We start from the raw sequence: 21,275 nt of genomic DNA, 5'->3' as shown, positions 1-21,275 counted from the left end.
AGGACCGACTCTCGGCGTGTCTACTTGCGCTGACAGCGGCGGCGTGGTTCGCGATTCGCATGGTCGGAGCCGGTGCGCCCGTACGTCGTTCGGTGCCGGGCCACGCCGCGCCGCGATGTGAGGTGATCGCTGTAGCCCGCCGACCTCGCCGGTGAGGCTCTACAGTAAGTAAATGGCTCCGAACTGGCCGATGATCGAACGCGCGACCGAATTCGAGGCGATTCGCTCCGCGCTCACCGGTGACGGACCGGTCGGTGCGGTGCTCACCGGCGATGCGGGCGTCGGCAAGACCACGCTCGCCAGACAGGCCACGGCGGCGGTGGGCGGCAACGTCCGCTGGGTGGCGGGTACCGAGTCCGCGCGCAGCATCCCGCTCGGCGTATTCGCCCATATGGTCGGGGTATACACCGCCCACGATCCGGTGACGTTCATGTCGGCCGCGCGTGAAGCGCTGCTGGCCGATGGACCGATCATCATCGGTGTCGACGACGCCCACCTGCTCGATCAACTCTCGGCGACGCTGCTGCTGCAGTTGGCGATCGACCGGGCGGCCCGGATCGTCGCGACCGTGCGCAGTGGGGTGCAGGTGCCGGATGCGGTGACCTCGCTGTGGAAAGACGGTCATCTGCTGCGCATCGATCTGAATCCGTTCAGCCAGCGCCAGAGCGTGGATCTGGTGGAGTCGATGCTCGGCGGGCAGCTCGAGGGATTCACCGCGAACCTGATGTGGGAATCCTCCGGCGGAAACGCCCTGTTCCTGCGGCACCTGGTGGAGGGCGCGCTGGAGGCGGGCTCGCTGCGTCAGGTCAACGGTGTCTGGCAGCTGCGCGGAAGGGCGGCGGTCACCTCGGAACTGGCCGCGCTGCTGGAAGATCGGGTCGAGCAGCTACCCGAGCCGGTGCTGCGGGTGCTGGAGCTGCTCACCTTCTGCGAGCCCATCGACCTCGAGGTGATGGCCGAACTCGCAGGCGAGGAGGCGGTGGAGGCGGCCGAGAACCGTGGCGTCATCCGGGTGGTGGAGAACTCCCACGAACTCGTTGTGCGCTACAACCACCCGCTGTTCGGCGAGGTCATCCGGCGCAGGCTCGGCATCGCCTCGGCGCGGCGGCTACGCGGGCAGCTGTATTCGGCGTTGAACGGGCGGCGGATCAACTCCGCCGCCGACCGGATCCGGCTGGCCGAACTGGCCCTCGACAGCGACAAATCCGCCGATCTCGAACTGTTCGAAGCCGCCGCCGCCGATGCCATTGCCCTGGCGAATCTCCCGCTCGGCGAACGGTTCGCGCGCGCGGCCGTCGAACGTCGCGGCGGGGTCGAGTCGGCGGACCTGCTCGCAAGGGCGCTGCTGTGGCAGGGGCATCGGATCGAGGCCGAACGCACCCTGGCCAGCTTCGATCCCGACCAGCTCAACGAGGTGCAACTGGCACGCTGGGGCAGCACCCGGGTATCGAATCTGCTGTGGGCCATGGGTGATGCCGATCGCGCCGACGGCGTGCTCGAGCTGGTGCGCTCGAAGGTGGGTCATCCGAAGATCGCGGCCATCCTCACCGGACTGGCTTCGGCATGCGCGGTCAACGAGAACCGCATCGATGACGCCTTCGACGACGCCGAATCCGTGATGAACACCGAAGACGCACCACCGTGGGCGGTGTGGTGGGCGTCCTTCGGCGGTGGTTTGGCACTGGCGCTGATGGGCCGCGGTGAGGCCGCGCGTCAATACGCGGCGCGCGGGCACGAGGTCGAATCGCATATCGACGGGCTGAACCGTTTCATGTCCACCCACGCCGAAGTGCTCGCCCTGACCTTCACCGGCGATCTGGAAAGTGCGCGCCGGTGCGCCACCGCTTATTTCGGCTACTCGGCGCCCGGTCAGTACCTGGCCTGGGGGATGTCGAAGATCTTGCAGGGCACCGTCGACGTTGCGCAGGGCCGGTTCCCGGACGGTGTCGACAATTTGGAGCAGGCGCTGGCCGCGTTGAGCACCGAAGGTGCGGCGGCCTGGATGTTTCCGGCGCGATTGCGGCTGGCCGAGGCGTATTCGGCGCTGGGCCGGTCCACCGACGCCGCCGAGGCCATCGCGGGCGCGACCGAACGGGGTGGCAGGCACAGTGCCGTGTACGAACCGCAGCTCGAGATCGCCAAGGCATGGCTGGCCGGTGCCGAAGGGACGATGACGCCCGCGATCCGGTTGGCCATGGGCGCCGCCGACGCCGCCGCCCGCTCGCATCAGCACGCCATCGAAGCCATGGCATTGCACACCGCGGCACGCTTCGGTGAGCATTCGGTCGCGGGCAGGCTCGCTGATCTGGCGGCCAAGGTCGACGGGGAACTGGTGCAGGTGCAAGCCCGCCACGCCGTCGCCCTCGCCGCGCACGATGGCCCCGGGCTCGACGCCGCCGCAGCGGAATTCGAGCGCATCGGCGCGATGCTGTCGGCCGCCGACGCCGCCGCACAAGCCGCCTCGGCTCACGAACGCGCCGGAGATCGCCGTCGGCTGCTGGAATCGGCCGCCGCCGCCAATCGGCTCGCCGCGGCCTGCGGCGGCGCGAGCACGCCCGCGCTTCGGCAAGCGGCGCAACCACTTCCGCTCACCGCGCGTGAACGCGAGATCGCGAACCTGGTCGCCGCCGGGTTGTCGAATCGCCAAATCGCGGACCGGCTCACGGTTTCCGTTCGCACGGTGGAGGGGCATCTGTACCGCGCGTGCATCAAGATGGATGTGACAGATCGGGAATCGCTGGCGGCGCTGCTGCGTGGAGAGACGCCGGCCTGATCCTGTGCCCTCGGTGCATGCGCGATGAGGGCCGACGGGATTTCCGGACACATCGCCAGCCAGTAGGCAAATGGTGGGTTGTTGATACCCGTCAGGCATATGGCCTGATAAGGGCGTCGAGATGGGTCGTTCAAGGACGAGAATCGATTTGACAGCATCCCGATGGCTACGGATATCGTTCCTGCGATCGCGCCGAACGGCGGGGGAAGAATCGCACGAGTTTGATGGTGGTGTTCGGCGTGGGTCGTCGGTATGCAGACATGAAGAATCCGGCGGCGCGGCGGGCACTGCGGCCGATGATCGGGGCGCTACCGCTGGCGCTCGCGGTCGCCGCGGCGGGAACCGCGATGGCCGATCCGCAGCCGAGCCAGCCGGGGATCGTCACGCCCGGCGCGCCGACGCCCGCGCATCCGGCGCCGCGTCAGCCCGGCGTCGTCGCACCCGAGAATCGCGGCTCCGACCGGCTCGCGCCCGATATCGACGTCGAACCGGAGCTGCGCACGGTGCAGCCCGCACCGCAGACACGCCCCATCCCGGACCGCACCGAGCCTGCCCCACCCATCCAGCCGCAGGAACTGCACGCGCCGCAGCCCGTCGAACCGGTCGCGCCCATCGCGCCGCCCCCGCGGACCTTGCGCGTCGGTGATTTCACCAGCCCCGTCCCGGACGAGGTGCCCAACGATGTCCTCGACGGCGTGAACGGCGCTGCGGCCGATGCCGAAGCCGCCATCGCGACCGGTGGACGTTCCATCGGCATCAACCCGAGCCGTTCCGACAAGATCGCGGCCGCGACGGCGGCGGGCGCCGTCGGCGGCGCAGTCACAGGTGCAGCGATCGCCGGTGTGCCCGCCGCGGTCGTCGGTGGCCTCGGTGGCGCGGCGATCGGCGCAGGCGCCGGATTCGTGGTCGGTGTGGCCGGTACCGCTGCCGCCGGTGCGATCATCGCCGCCGCGACGGCCGTGCCGACCGCTGGCGCAGCCGCGCTGCCCGCCCTCGGCGCAGCCTTCGTTGCGGCATGGCCGATCGCAGCCGCGACCACCGGCGCCGGCGCGGCCATCGGTGCCGCCGCGGGCGCCGCCGCACTCGGCATCCCGGCTGCGGTTGCTGGTGGTGCAGTCGGTGGTGTGCTCGGCGGTATGGGCGGAGCGAGCCTCGGCGCGACGCTATAGGAGCCTGGGCGGCATTGATTCGGCCACGCAGGCGCTGAGCGTGGTGCACGGACGCGGCCGCGCTGCCATCGCGGCGTGCGGCACCCGATAGCGCCTCACGCCGGACACGGCCGGCGCGGGTATGCGAGCACCTTCGTCGCGACCATCGACCCGGCAGCAGGCCGGATTGGCCCCTGTCCGTTACCCTGGCCGCCTGGCGTAGGACCGTTGACGTTGCCAGGAGGTGTATGCGATGACCGCAGACGAGCCGAGACGCGCCCGTCGGATCACGATCCAGGCTGCCCTGCTGGTCGCCGCGATCGGACTGGTGTCCGCCTGCGCTGAAACCTCCGAACCCGCGCCCGCCACCACGACGACAACAACCGCCGCCCGCACCGAATCACCGCAGGAACGTGACCGCCGCATCCGGGAACAACTCCTCGAAATCGGCTGCTCCACCAACGCCTGCATCCAGATCTACTTCGGCTGCCGCGACGGCTACATCACCGGACCGGACTGCGACTTCTATCGTCAGCACCCGCTGTGAGGCAAAGCCAGTGGAAGCGACAGCACGGGAGAGGTGACTCCCAGGCGGTCGAGGGCTACCAACGGCGCAATCGGTCGCGCGAGATGTGGTTCATGGGACCCGATGGGTGCGTGGCGCAACAGGCCGAGACTTAGTTCGTGAGTGACATGTACTGAGACATCCATCCCGTTGCGCGAAGCGGTATTTCATGGCTCAGGCCGATGGATCTGACCCACTGTCAACACTGCGACCTGGGGCAAGCCGTGTACGAACGCAGAAAGAGTGCGTGACTGCGGCAGCCTGTCCGACTTCCCGTTGTGTGAATCGGCATTTTATGGCTTCTGTGGCGCGTCGATACCGTCGGATTCATGGAACGGAATCTTCAGTCGGCAGAAGAACTGTTGACGGCCTTGCGGGCCGGTGAGGTGACCTCGGTGGAGCTGACCGAGGAGGCCATCGCTCGTATCGAGCGTGACGACGAGGTGATCAACGCGATTTGTGTGCCGGATTTCGACCGTGCGCGGGTCGCCGCACGCGATGCCGACCAGGCGCGTGCCCGTGGCGAAGACCGGCCGCTGCTCGGCATTCCGGTGACGGTCAAGGAGTCCTACAACATGGCCGGGCTGCCCACTACCTGGGGCATGCCGCAGCACGCGAACTATGTGCCCGCCGAGGATGCGGAACAGGTGTCACGGCTGAAGGCCGCCGGCGCGGTGCTGCTCGGCAAAACCAATGTGCCCGTGATGCTGCGAGATATCCAGAGCTTCAACGAGATCTACGGCACCACCAACAATCCGTGGGATTACGGCCGCACGTCGGGTGGATCCTCCGGCGGATCGGCGGCGGCCCTTGCCTCCGGTTTCGGTGCGCTGTCCATCGGTTCCGACCTCGCCGGTTCGCTGCGCACCCCCGCGCATTTCTGCGGTGTCTACGCGCACAAGCCGACACTCGGGCTGGCGCCGACCCGCGGCATGGTCGCGCCGCCCGCGCCGGCCTTGCCGACCGACCTCGATCTCGCCGTCGTCGGCCCGATGGCGCGCACCGCCCGCGACCTCACGCTCCTGCTCGACGTCATGGCCGGACCGGACCCGCTGACTCGCGGCCTCGCCTACGACGTCGCGCTGCCGCCCGCACGCCACGATCGGCTGTCGGACTTCCGTGTCCTCATCATCGAGGACCATCCGCTCATTCCGACCGGATCGGCGGTGCGGGCGGGCGTGAACCGGGTCGCCGAGGCGCTCGTCGACGAGGGCGCCCTCGTCGAATGGCGCAGTCCGCTGCTGCCCGACCTGACAGAGGCGGCGACGCTCTACATGCTGTTGATGCTGTCGAACGCCGCCGCGGGAATTCCCGTCGACGGCTACGAACAGTTGCAGACCCACGCCGCCGCCCTGAGCGCGGACGACCGGAGTCTCGATGCGGCGCGGCTGCGCGGCATGGTGCTCAGCCACCGCGACTGGGTCGCGGCGAACAACCGTCGCGAACTCCACCGCCACGGCTGGCGGCAGCTGTTCGCCGAGTTCGATGCCGTGGTGTGCCCCATCACGCCCACTCCCGCCTTCCCGCACAATCAGAACGGTGGTCTGGAGAACCGGCACATCGACATCGACGGCGTCGAGCACCCGTACTTCGACCAACTCGTCTGGGCCGGCGTGGCAACCATGCCCGGCCTACCTGCCACCGCGATACCAACCGGCCGGTCCCCCGAGGGCCTGCCGGTGGGCGTGCAGCTCATCGGTCCGATGTTCGAGGACCGTACCCCGCTGCGGCTGGCCGAACTGCTCGAGCAGAAGATCGGCGGCTTTCAGGCACCGCAATAGGGCGTAACCGAACCGGGCCCTCGGTTCAGAACAGGGTCGGTTCGCCGATGCCGGGCGTGCGTTCGATCTGCAGGAGTCGCTGTTTGGTGTCGATGCCTCCCGGTGCGGAAAAACCATGCAGACCATGGTCGGAAGCGAGGACGCGATGGCACGGGATGATCAGCGGGATCGGATTGCGGCCGAGGGCTTGCCCGACGGCCTGTGCCGCGCCAACGGCGCCGACGCGTTCGGCCACCTCGCCGTAGCTGAGGGTGTGGCCGGGGTCGATGTCACGCGTTACCTCGTACACCGAGCGATGGAACTGCGGGATCGTGCTGGTGTCCAGGGGGATCCAGCGCAGATCGTCGAGCTCGCCGTCGAGGTGGGCGCGGATTGCGGCGATGGCGTCGGCGATCACGCCGCCGGGTTCGGCTTCTTGGACCGAGCCGAATTCCGGGCTGTCGCGAGTGATGCGTGCGCGAGTGGCCTGCCGGCTCGCCTCGGGTAGCTGGAATCGCACGACCGCGTCCGCGCGCCACGCGATCGCGCAGGCTCCGATCGCGGTGTCGAACAGTGCCGCCGTAACCGGCGAGCCGGCTGCTGCCTTCATGGTCGCCAGTGTGCCCGGTGCCACCGACAGATTCGGCATGAGAAGTCCAGTTGGATCAACTGGACTGTACAGCAGCCGCCGACTGGCCTTGCCGGAAAAGAGCCACTGCCCCGATACTGGACTGTATGGCGACACGTGTGATCGGTGCGGCGGGCTTGTCTCGCGACCTCGGCAGCTGGCGGGACCCGGAGGCCAACGGGGTAGCCCGTAAGCCCGCGCGCCCCGCCTACCTGGCGTTGGCGGAAGGTATCCGCCTGCTCATCCACGACGGACGTGCTCCGCTGGGCATCGCACTGCCGAGCGAGCGCGACCTCGCCACCACCCTCGGCGTCAGCCGCACCACCATCACCTCCACCTACTCGCTGCTACGCGAGCACGGCTATCTGATCACCCGGCAGGGTTCGCGCAGCACCGTCGCATTGCCGCCGACGGTCCAGCACGACGGCAGTCGACCGGCCAAGGGCATCCTGGCGATGATGGGCGCCGCCGATCAGCCGACCGTCGACCTCACCTACGCCGCCATGGCCGCGCCGCCGGAAATGGAGGCGGCGTATACAACTGCACTGCAAGGTATTCCGTCGTATCTGAGTACCCATGGCATGGATCCGGTTGGCGTGCTCGCGCTGCGCGAGGCCATCGCGCGCCGCTACACCGAACGCGGGCTGCCCACCGATCCGGACCAGATCCTGGTGACCCTCGGCGCCCAGCACGGACTTAGGCTGCTGCTCAATGTGCTCGCACCACCCGCCGCGCGCGTGCTCATCGATCACCCCACCTACCCGAACGCCATCGAAGCCATCCGTGACGTCGGCGCCCGCCCGGTCCCGGTGCCACTGCGTCCTGAGTCCGGCTGGGATCTCGACGGAATTCGCAGCGCCGCAAGGCAAACCGCGGCGACTCTGGCCTACCTCGTGCCCGACTTCAACAATCCGACCGGCCTGCTCATGCCCGCCGAGGACCGCGCCGAACTCGCCGCCATCGCCCGCGACACCCGCATGGCCATCATCATCGACGAATCCATGGCCGACCTCGCCCTCACCGATGCCACCCCACCGCCCCCCACCGCATCGTTCGCCCGCGGCGCCGAGATCATCACCATCGGTTCGGCGTCGAAATCGTTCTGGGGCGGTCTGCGAGTCGGCTGGATCCGCGCAGGTCAGTCGCTCATCACGCGCCTGCTCAGTATCCGGGCCACCGTCGACCTCGGCACCCCGGTCATGGACCAGCTCGCCACGACGTACCTCATCGAGCACGCCGACACCATACTCGCCCACCGCCGCACCCAACTCCGCGACCAGCGCGCCGCCCTGTTGGCCGCCCTGTCCGAGCACCTCCCGGATTGGCAGGTGGCGGCGAGCGCGGGCGGCATGTCGGTCTGGGCGCAGCTACCTGCCCCGGTCTCCACGGCCCTCGCGGCCACCGCACCGAATCACGGTGTCCTGCTTGCTGCGGGCCCGAGGTTCGGCGTCCAGGGCGCCTTCGAACGTTTCGTGCGCCTGCCCTTCACCCATCCGAGCGCCGACCTGCACCGCGCGGTCGAGTCGATGGCCGGTGCGTACGCAGCCCTCAGTCCACGAGCAGCCGAGCCCCTCCAGCCGCTCACCTGCTATTGAGCGGATAGCCGACAACGGCCGGACCACCAGAAGGTGACCCGGCCGTCGTGTGCTGAAAGCTCAGTCCGCCCAGACCGATTCGATCGGCGTCGCTGCGGTAGGCGGCGGGGTGGGGTTGGGGTTGGGAGTGCGGGAGAAGCGGGGGGCCGGTGCGTGCTGGGTGATGTTCTCCAGATCCAGCAGGGACTCGCGAGCCACGATGTGGTCGTTCTCGGTGGCTTCTTCGAAGGTCAGCACCGGGGTGACGCAGGCGTCGGTGCCGATGAAGACCTCGGCCCACTCGTCGCGGGTCTTGGTGCGGAAGCGTTCGGCGAACAGCTTTTTCAGGGTGTCCTGGCCCGCGGGGTCGATCTGGAAGGGGAGGCCTTCGGGGTCGATGCCGAGTCCGGCCAGCAGCTGGGCGTAGAACTGCGGTTCGATGGCGCCGACGGCCATGTGCTTGCCGTCGGCGGTTTCGTAGGTGTCGTAGAACGACATACCCGTGTCGAGCAGGTTCACGCCGCGTTCGTCGGACCAGGCGCCGGAGCCGCGCATCCCCCAGATCATGTGCGAAAGGGCAAGGGCGCCATCGACCATCGCCGCATCGATGACCTGCCCCTTACCGGAGCTCTGTCGTTCCACCAGCGCGGCGAGAATGCCGAAGACCAGGAACATCGAGCCGCCGCCGAAGTCACCGACCATGTTCAGCGGCGGCACCGGGCGCTCGCCCTTGCGGCCGATGGCGTGCAGGACGCCGGTGAGGCTGATGTAGTTGATGTCGTGGCCTGCGCGGTCGGCCATCGGGCCGAACTGGCCCCAGCCGGTCATCCGGCCGTACACCAGGCGCGGGTTGCGAGCCAGTACGTCGTCGGGGCCCAGGCCCATCCGCTCGGTGACGCCGGGCCGGAAGCCCTCGATCAGGACGTCGGCCTTGTCGAGCAGGCCGAGCACCTTCTGCACGTCGGCCGGGTCCTTCAGGTTGGCCTCCACGATGGTGCGGCCGCGCAGCTGTGGCCGATCGAAGCCGCCGGGCAGCTGACCGGCCCGCTGGACGCGCACCACCTCGGCGCCGAGGTCTGCCAGCAGCAGCGCGGCGTGCGGACCAGGGCCGATACCGGCCAGTTCGATAACCCGGATGCCCGCGAGCGGGCCCTGCGTGGTGGATGGAGTGCTCACGCCCTACCTCGGTTCGTCGTCGAATCCTGCGCACCGCGTGCCGGTGCTCGTCTCCGGGAGCCGCCCGGGGACTGTATTGACAGTACGACAATAACCCGGACCACTGTGACGCCGACCTCCATGCTGCGCGACCTCGCCCGATAGGACAGAATTCGGGCATAAGGGTCGCCCGGCGATCGGGGAGAGCGTCGGCGACGTGGCCGCCCGCAGGATCCCCGTCGAGCCGAGCGACCGCATCAATGCCGGCCGGGCCGACTCAGAGCTGCCGCGCCGACAACGGAGGGATGAATACGTGAGTGTGTGGGGCGAGGTCCTGGTCGGCCTGGTGATTCTGGTCGGCCTGCTCGGGATCGTCATCCCGATCCTGCCCGGCGTTGTGCTGATCTTCGGCGCGATCGCCGTGTGGGCCTTCCTCACCGGCGGCGCCACGGCATGGGCGGTTTTCGCGATAAGCACTGTGCTGCTGGTGATCTCGGGCGTCGTCAAGTACACCTGGCCCGGCGCCAAACTGCGCGACGCAGGCGTGCCCAACCGCTCCCTTTACCTCGGCGCGATCCTCGGCATCGTCGGATTCTTCGTTATCCCGGTTGTCGGATTGTTCGTGGGATTTGTTGTAGGCGTGTACGTTTCCGAGCTTCAGCGTGTCCGCGGCCAACGTCTGGCCTGGCAGTCGACCTGGCATGCGGTCAAGGGCGTGGGATTGTCGATCCTGGTCGAGCTGTTCGGCGCGCTACTGGCGTCGGGCGTGTGGTTGATCGGTGCGTTCGTGGCGTGACAGCGCCCCGCGGGGATCCCCGACTATCCCTCGCGCGGCATCGGCCGTTTATGCCCAGCAGATGAATGAACCGGGGTGGGGGAATGGAATAAAGCAGACCGGGATGAGCGGCCACAAGAAGGGCGGGATCGTGGAGAACAACACGGCGGGTTCTACCTGAACCACCGGTGCCTGAACCGGCGATGGCGCCTCGACCGGGGCCGCAGTGCCGATACCCGACCCGAGGGCGATCATCGGCGCGATTGCCGCGGCCGCCACCGCGGCACGGAATGTATTCTTACTCATGATGGTTCCTCAAAGTTGGTGCATTCAGATGCCTTCGTTTTGTTGAAGGATGAACACCATCAACTGTGCTCGCGGACGGGTCGAGGGGCCATCATCCCCGGGGCTGAATCTCTTCAGCCCGGCGGTGTGAAACAGGAGTGAAACGCTCGCCGAACAGACCCCCGATTGAGGTAAGCTGCTGAGAACGCGGTGGTAGCAGGGGTGCACGCCGAGCAATTGAGCTCGAGCCGGTAGATCATGACGTACCCGAACGGAACCCGGTAATCATGTCGAGGTCAAACGGATCCGAGCGCCATGATCAATCATTGATCCCATCGGCCGGCGAGGTAGCGTGGCCGCTGCGAGTCATTCGACCAACTCTGTGTCACCAGATCGCGCCCGGCATGTGGCGTGGATTTCCGCTGAAACGTCATGCATCCAGCGTGACGGTCGGGCGGTCGGAAACGGCCGATATCAGCGTGTCCGCCGACTCGACCGTATCGCGTCTGCACGCCATCATCGAGTGGGTGTGCGACTGCTGGGTCGTTGTCGACAATGGACTGTCGAAGAATGGGACATTTGTCAACGGCGAGCGAGTCTGCGGATGCCGGAGGTTGAATACCGGCGATGTCATTCGGATGGGGCAGTCGATATTCGTTCTCCGCGACGAGGAATCCGGATATGAACCAACCGGCGGATTGGTCGGCGCACCGACCACGAATTCGCTGACCGGCGCGCAGTATCTGGTCCTGGAGGCCCTGTGCCGCCCCCGCGACGCACAGCATCCCTACGCATTCCCCGCGTCGAACTGCCAGATTGCCGAGGAGTTGAGTCTGAGTATCGCCACGGTCAAGACCCACATGCGGGCGCTGTTCCGGATCTTCGGGATCGAAGAGCTGCCGCCGAACCAGAAACGCCTGTGTCTGGTCGAACGCGCCTTCGCGAGCGGCGTGATCGTCGACAGCAAGCTGCAGGGTTCCGGTTCCCGGCCGACAGGTGCCGGTCCGTGGGGTCCCGCGACGAATTGATCATCGGCGGGGCTCCATCGTCTCGACACCTGAACGATGCGTGCGGTAGTGCGTGCACGACAACTCTTTTCAGTCGTTCGTCCAGGTTGAAGACGTGCGTATCAGATGCCGGTTTCCTCTGTTGTGGAAGGCCTTCTGCGGTAGGATTCGAACATGCATTCGAGCGGGGGGATCGCAGAAGGCGTCGGAGTCCGGCGCGATGCGCGTGGCGAGTTCGGCGCGGACAACGCCGAACCGCCCGCCGTCGGCGCCCTGCATGCAGCGGTAGCCGATCTACTCGAGTTTCCGTTGGCCCCGCTGGCCGATGACGATGTGCTCGCGGTGATGCGGGAGGTGGAGCGGTGCGCGCGGATGCTGGTCGCTGTTCAGCATCGGCTGCTGGTGGAGGCCGGGGAACGGTCCCTGCCCGCGCGATACGGGTCGAGGTCGCTGAAACGGTTCCTTATGGACACGCTGCGGATGGCGAGCGCCGACGCAGGTGCCCGCGTACACCAGGCCCGAGTCGTCGCAACCTTTCACGATATGGCCGGGGAAGCTGTCGAGCCGATGCTGCCACGCACCGCGCAAGCCTTGGCTGCCGGGGATATTTCCAGTGACCACGCCCGTGGGATCGCCGCGGTCATGAACCGAGTCCCCCGCGGCGCCTCCGCCGACGATCGTGCCGCGGCCGAAGAAGTCCTGGCCGAGTTCGCATGCACGGGCTCTCCGGACGATATCGGCAAGGTCGGCGACCGGATACTTGCTCATCTCGACCCCGACGGGCGGCTGACCACCGACGGTGACCGTGCCCGCATGCGCGGCATCACTATCGGCCGGCAACGCCCCGACGGCATGAGCCACCTCCGCGGTGATATCGACCCGGTACTGCGGGCGCTGCTGGATCCATTGCTGGCGAAATACGCGCGGCCCGGCGTCTGCAATCCGGAGGACGAGCACAGCCCGTCGGTGGAGGTGGATCGCGCGGACCCGGCAGTGTTGGCCGATGCAGCCTCGCGGGATCATCGCTCCGCCGCGCAGCGCAACCACGACGCGATCAAGGCCCTGCTGGAATCCGGTGTCATCACCGACCGGCTCGGCGCCCATCGCGGGGTGCCGGTGGCGACGATCTTGACTGTGGCCGTCGACGACGTGGAATCAGCCTCCGGGGTGGCGACCACCGCGACCGGCGGCACCGTACCGATCCGCGACGCACTCGCCATCGCGGAACGGTCACAGCCCTGGCTGGCCGTATTCGATCACTCCGGACTGCCGATACACCTGGGCCGGACGAAACGCCTTGCCTCGAAAGAGCAACGGCTGGCACTGATCGCCGCGTTGAAAGGTTGCTCTCGTCCTGGCTGCGATGCTCCGGCCAGCCTGTGCGCGGTCCACCACGTCCTCGACTACCGCAAGCAGGGCGCCACCGACATCGAGAACCTCACCCTGGCGTGCGACGCCTGCCACGCACTCATCCACGACGGCCCCGGCGGCTGGAAAACCCGCACCGAAGGGCCGCGATCACCCCACGCCGGGCGCACGGCGTGGATCGCTCCACCGCATATCGACCCTTCCCGAACCCCGCGGGTCAACCACCGCCACCGCGCAAGCGAACTGCTGGCCGAAGCCCTGGCCCGCATCCACATTCGCAACGAACTTGTCCGCGAACAACATCGGCGATGGAGACATCAACAGGCGCAGCCACGCCCAAGCGCGGCCTGACCCCGATCGACGCCGGGCCCGCATCGGACGTCGGCAACGTCGGCGCGCCTGATCGCGACCAGCCGCGACCTGTCAGCCAGCAGTTAGTCCATCAGGCAGCGGCGAGAAGCGTGAATTCGCCTGCTTCGATACCGGAGGTGAACGCGTCCCATTCGCGGGCCGTGTAGGTGAGGGCGGTGCCGTCGTTGGCGCGGAGGGTGACACCGTTGTCGCGCACGGGTTCGATGGCAACAACCTCATCGACGGCAGCCGGAGCGCGCAGTGCGGCGGCGTCGAGGAATGCGGCCCAATGTGCCGCAGGGAGAATGATGGTCGGTTGCAGCGCGGGGGCATCGGCGTAATCGGTGGTTTGCTTGCTGTCCCGAATGAGCACCCGATCGCCGTCGAATTTCACCTCAACACACGCGGGGCCGTCGTTGGAGTGCGACGACTTGAAGAAACCGCCGTTCTTGCTGGTGACGGGTTTTGCTGCACTCATGTCAGTCAGGCTATCGCATCTGCCATGTGGTCGATGAGGGCCAAAGAATCGTCCGGGCTCAACGCCAGGTCGAGCTGTCGGCCGAAGAGAATGCGCAGCTCGCGCACTCGCACGCTGTCGTCGATGATCCCGCGCGTCGCCACAGATTCATGCCAAGCCAGTGATGGAAGTACTGGGCTTGCGAAATGGATGATGTGGAACGGTGAACCCGACAGGATCGGCCGGACTTTCGCACTGAACGGGACGATCCTGACCTCGACTGTTTCGGTCTGCGCGATTGCGCTCAGGTGTCGCAGCTGACCCAGCACTACTTCTTGGCTGCCGGTCACCTGGTGCAGCGCGGCTTCGTGGATCAGCGCCGTCAGGTCCAGCGGGCCGTCGCCGACCAATCGTTTCTGCCGATTCAGTCGAGCCTCGATGTAGAGGTCCGCATCGACAGGTCGGATTCGGGCGAGGTCCGACTCCATGATCGCGCGCATGTAGTCCACCGTCTGTAAAAGGCCGGGGATGATCAGCCCTTCATAACTCTGGACACTCTTGGCGCCGTGCTCCAGGCCGAACAGACGAAGGGTCTCGGCGTCGAAGAGCGCGGAGAAGTCCATCCACCAGCCACGTGCGCGTGCGTCGGAGCGGAGGGACTCGAGCAGGCGCCGCTCGTCGTTGTCGGCCGCGGCTATACCGAGCAGCTTCAGAAGCGCGTGGAAGTTCTCGTCGGTCAGCGCGCGCCGATCACTCATCAGCTGGTGCCAATAGTTGGTCGTGATGTTGAGCGCCTTGGCTGCGGTCTTGACATCGATTTGCTGCTCGGCCTTCCACTGGTTGATCCGGAGCAGCAACTCCCAACGCGCAACCGTAGGTGACTTCGGCACGCACCAACTCCTTTCGTGGGGCACGCCGATCGTACCGCCTTGCAGAACAGCAAACTGACGGTTGCGCTGACAACTTGTCAGGGATAACGTCAGACGTGACGGCAATCAACACTCGGCGTATCGCAGCGAGTCGGGAAGTGAACGGAGACGCCGATTGAAGTCAATGACCGGGCCGCGATGGTCACGACCACGGCGGCCCATCTAGCGGAGGGGTGTGGATGATGCAGCTCGTGTCGGGGGACGGGCCGGAGAGTGGCCCGGTTCGGCGGTCGGCGTGGTACGTGGGGCAGAACCGGTGGTCGATGTTGTGGCTGCCGGGGCGCACAATGCCGACCGAGTGTGCGGTGGCGGCGATTCGCGCAGCAGAAGTCCTGGATGGGCTTCCGGGACTTGATGATCCGGCGTGGCCGCGCGTGCATTCGGATGTGAGTTTGCTCGGCTACACCGCTCGTGAGTTCGTGGCCTTGCTCGGGGCGGAGTGTTCGGCTCCTGATCTCGTCCCCATGCCTTCGCGACGATTCGGCCTCCGGTCGGTCAGGAGGTGAGGCAGACCATGGTTGATCTGTTCATGTTCGCGCTCGGGATCGGCGTCGGTGCAATCGTGGTGTGGTTCGGATCGCTGCTGCTGCGACCTCGTCACGTGGATCCGGGATGGTCGGTGCGAAGCATTCAGGCGCGGCTCGAATACGAGCAGACGTCGCGCCGCACGAATGGGCCCAAGCCGATTCCGTTGCGAGACAGGCGAACGGCGTGACGGATCGCGTGTCGCTTCCCTCGGCGGACGATCTATTGTCGGCGGTTCGGTGCGGGCGTGGGACCAGTTCTCCGCTGCTGGCGTGGGCTTGGGAGCTGGCGAGTTTGTACCGAGATCTGACCGTGGATACGCCGGAGCGGGCAACAATTCGCGCGAGGATCAGGGCGGTGGTGGCGGCAATCGACACCTGGGTGGCTGTTCAGCTACCGGCCGGACGATGCGGGCCGGCGAAGGGGACCGAGTCGCTCGGATCCGTCGTATCGCGGCTAGCTGAGGCGCAAGTGTTGGCGTGCTGGGAGTTGTCCCGCCGACCCGCGGCCGACGAACGGGTGCACCAAGCGTGGGTACAGCTGGCCGAACTGCGCGATGGTTACGATGATTTGGTGCCTCAGGTATTGGCCAGGCGCGTCGAGCTGCCGCGGACCTGGCGCGGGTTCGAAGACACTGAATGCGGATCCGCCGGACTCCCCTGATCGCGTCGTTCAGCCGCAATCACGCCGACCGCGTGCGAACCGGCGCAGCGTGCCGATCCGAATCCGAGCGAATCCTCGGCGCAAGGGTTCCGAAAGAGTTCGGTAAGCGGGAAGCGGTTTTCTTCTCGGCATCCGGTGCTGTCATTAGGCAGCACGACGACTCGGGAGGAACGCGCGTGTTCGATTGGTACGTCTGGATGCTCGTGCTCAGCGGCACGCTCATGCTCGTGATGGCTGCGGTCAAGGGTGGGCAGAGCGAGATTTCCCGCTGGCTCAACGGCGCCTTCGGTGCGGGATTCCTCGCCTACGCGGGGTATCTGGCGTTCGTCTTCGAAGGTGGCAGCTACCTGATCTTCTTCCAGGCGTTCATCCTGCCGGTGCTGATGGTCGTGAACTTCGTCCGTTCGACCGACTGGAAGGCCCTCACCACACGGCCGACGCCGACGCAGCAGGCGTGGCGCGCCTACCAGAAGGAGCAGGAGCGCCTCGCTAGGAGCTGAGGAGTCTCTACCGCCTCACTCAACGTCCGCGGATTACCGACCCACAATTGGTCGTTATTGGTTTGTTATATAAAGTTGGCGTGTTCCGCTGTTCTAAAAATGTCGATGAATGAAAGATCGACGCTCGGATCGACTGGGCCGAACAGATCACCGTGACGTTTTTCGAATCAATTCGAAGGCCGTGGTGAACAACGATCGTCCGCCATCGGCCTCGATGTGAGCATCGGAGGACCGCAACATGGCATCATCTGACGACGACGTGCGATATTCGCGCCGGCTGCGCCGCGTATTTCTGCTGGTCATCGGCTCTGCGGCTGGAGCTGCGGGAGTGCTTCTACCGGCCACCGGATCGGCGACCGCGCAGCCAGCGGAAGTTCCCGGAGTCGGTACCTTCGACATTCCGGTGAACATTGCCGTTACGCAGAGTTTCGACGCTCCAGAGTTGGCGGACATTCCAATAGGTGACATTCCACCCGCGAAATTCGGCATCGGCGAGCCCGCAATCGAGCCTGTAAACGCGGATTTTGCCGCCCAGGAACCAGCCGGGGCTCGGCCCATTGAGTTCACCGTCCCACCCCTGCCTGTGGACCTGCCCTTCCTGCCAGACCTCCTGCCGCCCGCGCCTGCCGTCATCCCCGAGCAGACCCGAGGTGATGCCGCGATAACGGCCGCCCGCAGCAAGTTGGGTGCGAACTATTCCGCGGGCGGGACCGGCCCCGATGCGTTCGACTGCTCCGGCCTGGTGCAATGGTCCTACGGCCGAGCGGGCGTAGACCTACCGCGGACCAGTCATCAGCAGCTCGCCACCGGAACCCCGGTCTCGCGGAACGAACTTCGCCCCGGCGATCTGGTGTCGTTCTACGGCGGCGGCCACTCCGCGCTGTACTCCGGCGGCGGGAAGGTCATCCACGCCTCGACTTCCGGTGCGGGTGTCGTCGAATCCGATATGGCGACAATGCCCTTCGCCGGCGCACGTCGATACTGAGGGACTCGCCATAGGCGCCGCGACCGGAGATTACGGCCGATCTCTCGGATTCTGTGCGCTTCTCAGAACATTCCGTGCGCTAGGGGAATTGCGGCGATCCAATCCGGATTTTCCTCGGCTGTATTGGAAAAATTCGCGTTTTGGCTCTTTACGGCGGGGGTAGCTGAATCGAAGAACCACATCGAGAGGAAAAATTTCGACATGCTCAACACCAGGAAGGCGATCGCCGTATGTGCGGGCGCCATCGGAATCGCGGCGGGAACCGCGGTTTTGCTCCCCGCCACCGCGTCCGCGGCGACCTACGGAGGTCAGTGTGGCGCCGGATTCAAGGTCATCGACTCGCATGAGCTGAAGGGCGGCACGGTATTCCTCACCTACAACGGATCGAAGAACTGCGTTGTCACTGTGCGTGATAAGCCGGGCGATCCGATCCGGATGGGTGCCGGATTGCGGCTGTCGTCCGACCACGACAAAGAGGTCATCGACGACGACCAGTACAAGGAGTACGCGGGTCCGGTGACGGTCGAGGCGAAGGGCCAGTGCATCGACTGGGGCGGCCTCATCGCTGACGACAAGTGGCAGACCTTCAAGGTTCACTGCCGCTGAACGGTGGGTCGAGTGGTTCGCGGGGCGCGCCCGCGAACCACTCTCCCGAGCTGTTCGGACAGCCCGGCCAGGATCACTCCACGATCGGCAGCGGAACCGTATCCAGCATTTCGGGTTTCGGTAGATCCGAACGCCGCAGCGGCAGAGTCGGTTCGGGCGGTGCGTGCAGAGGAAGCGTCGGATCGGGGTCAGGGACCGCACGTTCCACGGGCGGAAGCCGATAAAAGGCGCGGGCGTTGTTCTCGAGGACCTTGTACATATCGGTGCCGACGACGTCGCAGAGCAGGTCGACGTCGGAGTCTTCGAAGGGGCGCCCGGCTCGGGTGCCGGGGAGATCGGTGCCGAACATGAGCGCCTCGGGGCTGACCGCGTGGATGCGGCGCAGGGCGGTGGCGACGTCCATATCGACGCGGCCGAAGCCGGTGGCCTTGACCCTGGCGCCGCGATCGACCAGATCCAGCAGGTAGGGCAGGCCGTCCTCGGACATGCCGAGATGGTCGATCGACAGGGCAGGCAGCTTCAGGATGACCGGTTGCAGGGAGGCGAGCATCTGGCCGTCGATGTAGACCTCGACATGCCAGCCCGCCAGCTCGTAAGCCCGGATCGCCTGCAACGTCATCGCGGCGATATCGGCGGCTGCACGCTTGAGGTTGAACCGCAGCGCGCGCACCCCGACACGGTCCAGCTCGACGATCTCGTCGTCGCTGGTATCCAGGGGCAGCCTGGTGACGCCGACCCAGCCCTCACCGAGCTCGGCCAGCGCCGCCCGCAGATAGCTTTGATCGCTGCCTTGGAAGGAAGCGCTGACCACCGCGCCACCGGCGACATCGAAGCGCGACATACGCTTTCGGTAATCGTCGATGGTGTAGGGCTCCGGCAGGTAGCCCTCGTTTTCGATCAGCGGAAACCGCGGATCGATGATGTGGACATGGGCATCGAACACCTGTACAGCATGCCTCAGCGTCGTGTTTCGCGCTTCCCCCGAGCGGGTAGCGCTCAGACCTTGTGCGGCTCGCTGGCGCGCAGCATGTCCTCACGCTCGACGACCTTGACCCGCTCACGGCCTTCCGGCTCACCGAGCGCGCGCTCATGGGCGTCGAGGCGGTACCAGCCGTCCCAGGTGGTGAACGGGATGCCCTTGCTCTCGAGGAACTCGAGCACCGCTTCGAGCTCGGGCCGCTCGGCGGGGACGAAGTTCTTGCTGTCGTCGAGCAGGCAGGCCACCGTCTCGTTGGCGTCGCCCTTGGTGTGGCCGATCAGGCCGACCGGGCCGCGCTTGATCCAGCCGGTGACGTAGGTGCCCGGCATGTAGCGGCTCGCGTCGTCGGCGTTCTCGTCGGCAAGGACGCGACCGGCCTCGTTGGGGACAACGCCCGCCTGATCGTCGAACGGCAGGTTGGTGATGTTCTGCGACAGGTAGCCGACCGCGCGGTAGACGGCCTGCACGTCCCAGGTCTTGTATTCGCCGGTGCCCTTGACGTTGCCGGTGCCGTCGAGCTGGGTGCGCTCGGTCTTGAGGCCGACGACCTTGCCGTCCTCACCGAGCACCTCGGCGGGCGACTCGAAGAAGTGCAGGTACAGCTTGTGCGGGCGGTCGCCCTGATCGCGGATGGCCCACTGCTCGAGGGTGTTGGCGACCATGTCGACCTGCTTGGAGTGGCGGCGGGTGGCCTCGGAGCCCTCGTCGTAGTCGATGTCCTCGGGGTCGACGATGACCTCGATGGTCGGCGAATGATCCAGCTCGCGCAGTTCCAGCGGGGTGAACTTGGCCTGCGCCGGGCCGCGACGTCCGAAGACGTGCACCTCGACGGCCTTGTTCTCCTTCAGGCCCTTGTAGACGTTCGGCGGGATCTCGGTCGGCAGCAGTTCATCGCCGGTCTTGGCCAGCACGCGCGCGATATCCAGCGCGACGTTGCCGACGCCGAGCACCGCGACCTTCTCGGCCTCCAGCGGCCAGGTGCGCGGCACATCCGGGTGCCCGTCGTACCAGGAGACGAAGTCGGCGGCGCCGTAGGAGCCGTCCAGGTCGATGCCGGGGATCGGCAGCGCGCGGTCGGCGTTGGCGCCGGTGGAGAAGATCACCGCGTCGTAGAAGACCTTCAGGTCATCGAGGGTGATGTCGGAGCCGTAGTCGATATTGCCGAGCAGGCGCACCTGCGGCTTGTCCAGCACCTTGTGCAGCGCGGTGATGATGCCCTTGATGCGCGGGTGGTCCGGCGCGACGCCGTAGCGGATCAGGCCGAACGGCGCGGGCATCCGCTCGTAGAGGTCGATGGACACGTCCGCATCCGACTTCATCAACGCATCGGCGGCGTAGATACCGGCCGGTCCGGCACCCACGATTGCGATGCGGAGCGGGCGTGCAGCTGCGGTCTGTTCGGTCATCGTTTACGCGCACCTTTATGGTTGAGACAGTAAATGGCGTCCTGTTTAGCTTAGGCTAAGTTGATGCACGGCTGGATTTCACCTGTACGGCACCGGCCGCGATCCCGCCGATTCTATCGGGGGCATGTCCGGCCTACTTCGGGGACCAGGGATCATCGTCATTCATGAGCGATCAGCAGCCGGCCGATTCGAGTGCGGACAAGGGCGGGGAAACGCCGGCCGACGGGCAGGAATCCGACGATTCGACCCGCTCGATGGTGCCGTTCATCGTCGCGGCGGCGATCGCGGCGATCGTGCTCGCCGTCATCGTGATCTCCGAGCTGGTGTCGCCGGTTGAGAAAAATGTCACAGAGGCCGACCGGGTCGCCGCCGCGGTGCGTGATTTCGGCGATGCGAGTTCGCGCTACGGCTTGGTGCCGCCGAAGGAAGCGGCCTGCCCGGACTTCGACCCGAAGCGCTCACCGATGGCGGGCAGGCTGGACGAGGGCGAGACCGGAAAAGCCATAGAAATCACGAAACTCGAAGATATGAAGGTCGAGGGCGACAGCGCGACGGCGACGGTCACCAGCAAGGTCGACGGAGACGAGGCGACCGGAACCTGGCAGCTGCGGCGCGTCGATAACGAGTGGCTGGTCTGTCACTGAGCCCCTGCGCAGGCCCCTGATCGGGGGTTTGACACGACAACCCCTGGCCAGGCAATCTCGTTTCAGGTCATGAGTGCCAGCGCCAAGCCCCGGCTCGCTGGCCGGCAACCCTCCTCCGCGGTGGGGTGCTCCGGGTGACGACCTGGCACGCATCGAAGCCAGATGCGGCAAGTGCGGATTCTCGAGGAAGGT

20 protein-coding genes and 1 riboswitch are annotated in these 21,275 nt (G+C 66.5%); of the genes, 13 read left to right on the top strand and 7 right to left on the bottom strand.

The genetic code is table 11. The features are described 5' to 3' along the window. The first annotated feature begins 172 nt into the window (after nt 1-172). From ACFXNW_RS28030 to ACFXNW_RS28015, 4 genes are all read left to right on the top strand, one after another. The gene (locus ACFXNW_RS28030) at nt 173-2,773 is read left to right on the top strand and encodes a LuxR C-terminal-related transcriptional regulator (RefSeq protein ID WP_379420790.1); all 2,601 of its coding nucleotides are present in this window, start codon (nt 173-175) and stop codon (nt 2,771-2,773) included. Nucleotides 2,774-3,033: 260 nt separating this feature from the next. Then, nucleotides 3,034-3,942, top strand: a complete 909-nt coding sequence (locus ACFXNW_RS28025) for a hypothetical protein (RefSeq protein ID WP_379420789.1) — start codon at nt 3,034-3,036, stop codon at nt 3,940-3,942. A 232-nt stretch (nt 3,943-4,174) separates the two neighbouring features. Next, nucleotides 4,175-4,468: a hypothetical protein gene (locus ACFXNW_RS28020; RefSeq protein WP_379420788.1), complete on the top strand. Its 294-nt coding sequence runs from the start codon at nt 4,175-4,177 to the stop codon at nt 4,466-4,468. Between the two features lie 347 nt (nt 4,469-4,815). After that, nucleotides 4,816-6,267 (top strand): amidase, encoded by a 1,452-nt coding sequence (locus ACFXNW_RS28015; protein WP_379420787.1) that lies wholly within the window; start codon nt 4,816-4,818, stop codon nt 6,265-6,267. A 25-nt stretch (nt 6,268-6,292) separates the two neighbouring features. Here the strand turns inward: ACFXNW_RS28015 and ACFXNW_RS28010 are convergent, their stop codons facing one another. Next, complete coding sequence (locus ACFXNW_RS28010) at nt 6,293-6,856, bottom strand: methylated-DNA--[protein]-cysteine S-methyltransferase (RefSeq protein ID WP_379420786.1); 564 nt, start codon at nt 6,854-6,856, stop codon at nt 6,293-6,295. 125 nt (nt 6,857-6,981) lie between these two features. Here ACFXNW_RS28010 and ACFXNW_RS28005 point away from each other — a divergent pair, with 125 nt between their 5' ends. Next, entirely contained in the window at nt 6,982-8,469 is a 1,488-nt protein-coding gene (locus tag ACFXNW_RS28005; protein WP_379420785.1) for a PLP-dependent aminotransferase family protein, read from the top strand. 60 nt (nt 8,470-8,529) lie between these two features. Here the strand turns inward: ACFXNW_RS28005 and ACFXNW_RS28000 are convergent, their stop codons facing one another. Next, nucleotides 8,530-9,624, bottom strand: coding sequence for a CaiB/BaiF CoA transferase family protein (locus tag ACFXNW_RS28000; RefSeq protein ID WP_379420784.1), 1,095 nt, complete (start codon nt 9,622-9,624; stop codon nt 8,530-8,532). Nucleotides 9,625-9,916: 292 nt separating this feature from the next. On the opposite strand from ACFXNW_RS28000, the gene ACFXNW_RS27995 reads away from it, so the two are divergent. Next, complete coding sequence (locus ACFXNW_RS27995; protein WP_379420783.1) at nt 9,917-10,399, top strand: DUF456 domain-containing protein; 483 nt, start codon at nt 9,917-9,919, stop codon at nt 10,397-10,399. A 48-nt stretch (nt 10,400-10,447) separates the two neighbouring features. On the opposite strand, the gene ACFXNW_RS27990 is transcribed toward ACFXNW_RS27995, so the two are convergent. Next, on the bottom strand, nt 10,448-10,684 hold the full coding sequence (locus ACFXNW_RS27990; protein WP_379420782.1) for a hypothetical protein: 237 nt from the start codon (nt 10,682-10,684) through the stop codon (nt 10,448-10,450). 266 nt (nt 10,685-10,950) lie between these two features. Here ACFXNW_RS27990 and ACFXNW_RS27985 point away from each other — a divergent pair, with 266 nt between their 5' ends. After that, entirely contained in the window at nt 10,951-11,691 is a 741-nt protein-coding gene (locus ACFXNW_RS27985) for an FHA domain-containing protein (RefSeq protein ID WP_379420781.1), read from the top strand. 153 nt (nt 11,692-11,844) lie between these two features. Then, nucleotides 11,845-13,389: a DUF222 domain-containing protein gene (locus ACFXNW_RS27980; protein ID WP_379420780.1), complete on the top strand. Its 1,545-nt coding sequence runs from the start codon at nt 11,845-11,847 to the stop codon at nt 13,387-13,389. A gap of 91 nt (nt 13,390-13,480) precedes the next feature. Here the strand turns inward: ACFXNW_RS27980 and ACFXNW_RS27975 are convergent, their stop codons facing one another. Together ACFXNW_RS27975 and ACFXNW_RS27970 are read right to left on the bottom strand one after the other, a co-directional pair. Further along, nucleotides 13,481-13,867 (bottom strand): DUF397 domain-containing protein, encoded by a 387-nt coding sequence (locus tag ACFXNW_RS27975; protein WP_379420779.1) that lies wholly within the window; start codon nt 13,865-13,867, stop codon nt 13,481-13,483. Nucleotides 13,868-13,872: 5 nt separating this feature from the next. Beyond that, the gene (locus ACFXNW_RS27970; RefSeq protein WP_379420778.1) at nt 13,873-14,703 is read right to left on the bottom strand and encodes a DUF5753 domain-containing protein; all 831 of its coding nucleotides are present in this window, start codon (nt 14,701-14,703) and stop codon (nt 13,873-13,875) included. A 586-nt stretch (nt 14,704-15,289) separates the two neighbouring features. Here ACFXNW_RS27970 and ACFXNW_RS27965 point away from each other — a divergent pair. The 4 genes from ACFXNW_RS27965 (at nt 15,290) to ACFXNW_RS27950 (ending at nt 18,054) form a co-directional block, all read left to right on the top strand. Beyond that, the gene (locus ACFXNW_RS27965) at nt 15,290-15,490 is read left to right on the top strand and encodes a hypothetical protein (RefSeq protein WP_379420777.1); all 201 of its coding nucleotides are present in this window, start codon (nt 15,290-15,292) and stop codon (nt 15,488-15,490) included. A 649-nt stretch (nt 15,491-16,139) separates the two neighbouring features. Beyond that, on the top strand, nt 16,140-16,463 hold the full coding sequence (locus ACFXNW_RS27960) for a hypothetical protein (RefSeq protein ID WP_379420776.1): 324 nt from the start codon (nt 16,140-16,142) through the stop codon (nt 16,461-16,463). A 238-nt stretch (nt 16,464-16,701) separates the two neighbouring features. After that, nucleotides 16,702-17,448, top strand: a complete 747-nt coding sequence (locus tag ACFXNW_RS27955) for a C40 family peptidase (RefSeq protein WP_379420775.1) — start codon at nt 16,702-16,704, stop codon at nt 17,446-17,448. A 201-nt stretch (nt 17,449-17,649) separates the two neighbouring features. Next, nucleotides 17,650-18,054 (top strand): spore-associated protein A, encoded by a 405-nt coding sequence (locus ACFXNW_RS27950; RefSeq protein WP_379420774.1) that lies wholly within the window; start codon nt 17,650-17,652, stop codon nt 18,052-18,054. 73 nt (nt 18,055-18,127) lie between these two features. Here the strand turns inward: ACFXNW_RS27950 and ACFXNW_RS27945 are convergent, their stop codons facing one another. Both ACFXNW_RS27945 and ACFXNW_RS27940 read right to left on the bottom strand, forming a co-directional pair. Beyond that, complete coding sequence (locus tag ACFXNW_RS27945; RefSeq protein WP_379420773.1) at nt 18,128-18,997, bottom strand: amidohydrolase family protein; 870 nt, start codon at nt 18,995-18,997, stop codon at nt 18,128-18,130. A gap of 53 nt (nt 18,998-19,050) precedes the next feature. Beyond that, nucleotides 19,051-20,439, bottom strand: coding sequence for an FAD-dependent oxidoreductase (locus ACFXNW_RS27940; RefSeq protein ID WP_379420772.1), 1,389 nt, complete (start codon nt 20,437-20,439; stop codon nt 19,051-19,053). Nucleotides 20,440-20,603: 164 nt separating this feature from the next. On the opposite strand from ACFXNW_RS27940, the gene ACFXNW_RS27935 reads away from it, so the two are divergent. Beyond that, the gene (locus ACFXNW_RS27935; protein ID WP_379420771.1) at nt 20,604-21,083 is read left to right on the top strand and encodes a hypothetical protein; all 480 of its coding nucleotides are present in this window, start codon (nt 20,604-20,606) and stop codon (nt 21,081-21,083) included. A 65-nt stretch (nt 21,084-21,148) separates the two neighbouring features. Continuing rightward, nucleotides 21,149-21,263: riboswitch (SAM riboswitch) on the top strand. The last annotated feature ends 12 nt before the right edge of the window (nt 21,264-21,275 follow it).

It is taken from the genome of Nocardia sp. NPDC059180 (assembly GCF_042754945.1).
Classification (GTDB): domain Bacteria; phylum Actinomycetota; class Actinomycetes; order Mycobacteriales; family Mycobacteriaceae; genus Nocardia.
The sequence above is the reverse complement of the archived record's forward strand: the minus strand, read 5'-3'. Positions and strand labels throughout refer to the sequence as shown.

Excerpts from the sequence above, each read along its gene's own strand:
- ACFXNW_RS27955 (WP_379420775.1), top strand. The coding sequence starts at position 16,702 with ATGGCATCATCTGACGACGACGTGCGATATTCGCGCCGGCTGCGCCGC.
- ACFXNW_RS28015 (WP_379420787.1), top strand. The coding sequence starts at position 4,816 with ATGGAACGGAATCTTCAGTCGGCAGAAGAACTGTTGACGGCCTTGCGG.
- ACFXNW_RS27980 (WP_379420780.1), top strand. The coding sequence starts at position 11,845 with ATGCATTCGAGCGGGGGGATCGCAGAAGGCGTCGGAGTCCGGCGCGAT.
- ACFXNW_RS27940 (WP_379420772.1), bottom strand. The coding sequence starts at position 20,439 with ATGACCGAACAGACCGCAGCTGCACGCCCGCTCCGCATCGCAATCGTG.
- ACFXNW_RS27990 (WP_379420782.1), bottom strand. The coding sequence starts at position 10,684 with ATGAGTAAGAATACATTCCGTGCCGCGGTGGCGGCCGCGGCAATCGCG.
- ACFXNW_RS28020 (WP_379420788.1), top strand. The coding sequence starts at position 4,175 with ATGACCGCAGACGAGCCGAGACGCGCCCGTCGGATCACGATCCAGGCT.
- ACFXNW_RS27965 (WP_379420777.1), top strand. The coding sequence starts at position 15,290 with ATGGTTGATCTGTTCATGTTCGCGCTCGGGATCGGCGTCGGTGCAATC.
- ACFXNW_RS27935 (WP_379420771.1), top strand. The coding sequence starts at position 20,604 with ATGAGCGATCAGCAGCCGGCCGATTCGAGTGCGGACAAGGGCGGGGAA.
- ACFXNW_RS27975 (WP_379420779.1), bottom strand. The coding sequence starts at position 13,867 with ATGAGTGCAGCAAAACCCGTCACCAGCAAGAACGGCGGTTTCTTCAAG.
- ACFXNW_RS28010 (WP_379420786.1), bottom strand. The coding sequence starts at position 6,856 with ATGAAGGCAGCAGCCGGCTCGCCGGTTACGGCGGCACTGTTCGACACC.
- ACFXNW_RS28005 (WP_379420785.1), top strand. The coding sequence starts at position 6,982 with ATGGCGACACGTGTGATCGGTGCGGCGGGCTTGTCTCGCGACCTCGGC.
- ACFXNW_RS27985 (WP_379420781.1), top strand. The coding sequence starts at position 10,951 with ATGTCGAGGTCAAACGGATCCGAGCGCCATGATCAATCATTGATCCCA.
- ACFXNW_RS28030 (WP_379420790.1), top strand. The coding sequence starts at position 173 with ATGGCTCCGAACTGGCCGATGATCGAACGCGCGACCGAATTCGAGGCG.
- ACFXNW_RS28025 (WP_379420789.1), top strand. The coding sequence starts at position 3,034 with ATGAAGAATCCGGCGGCGCGGCGGGCACTGCGGCCGATGATCGGGGCG.
- ACFXNW_RS27950 (WP_379420774.1), top strand. The coding sequence starts at position 17,650 with ATGCTCAACACCAGGAAGGCGATCGCCGTATGTGCGGGCGCCATCGGA.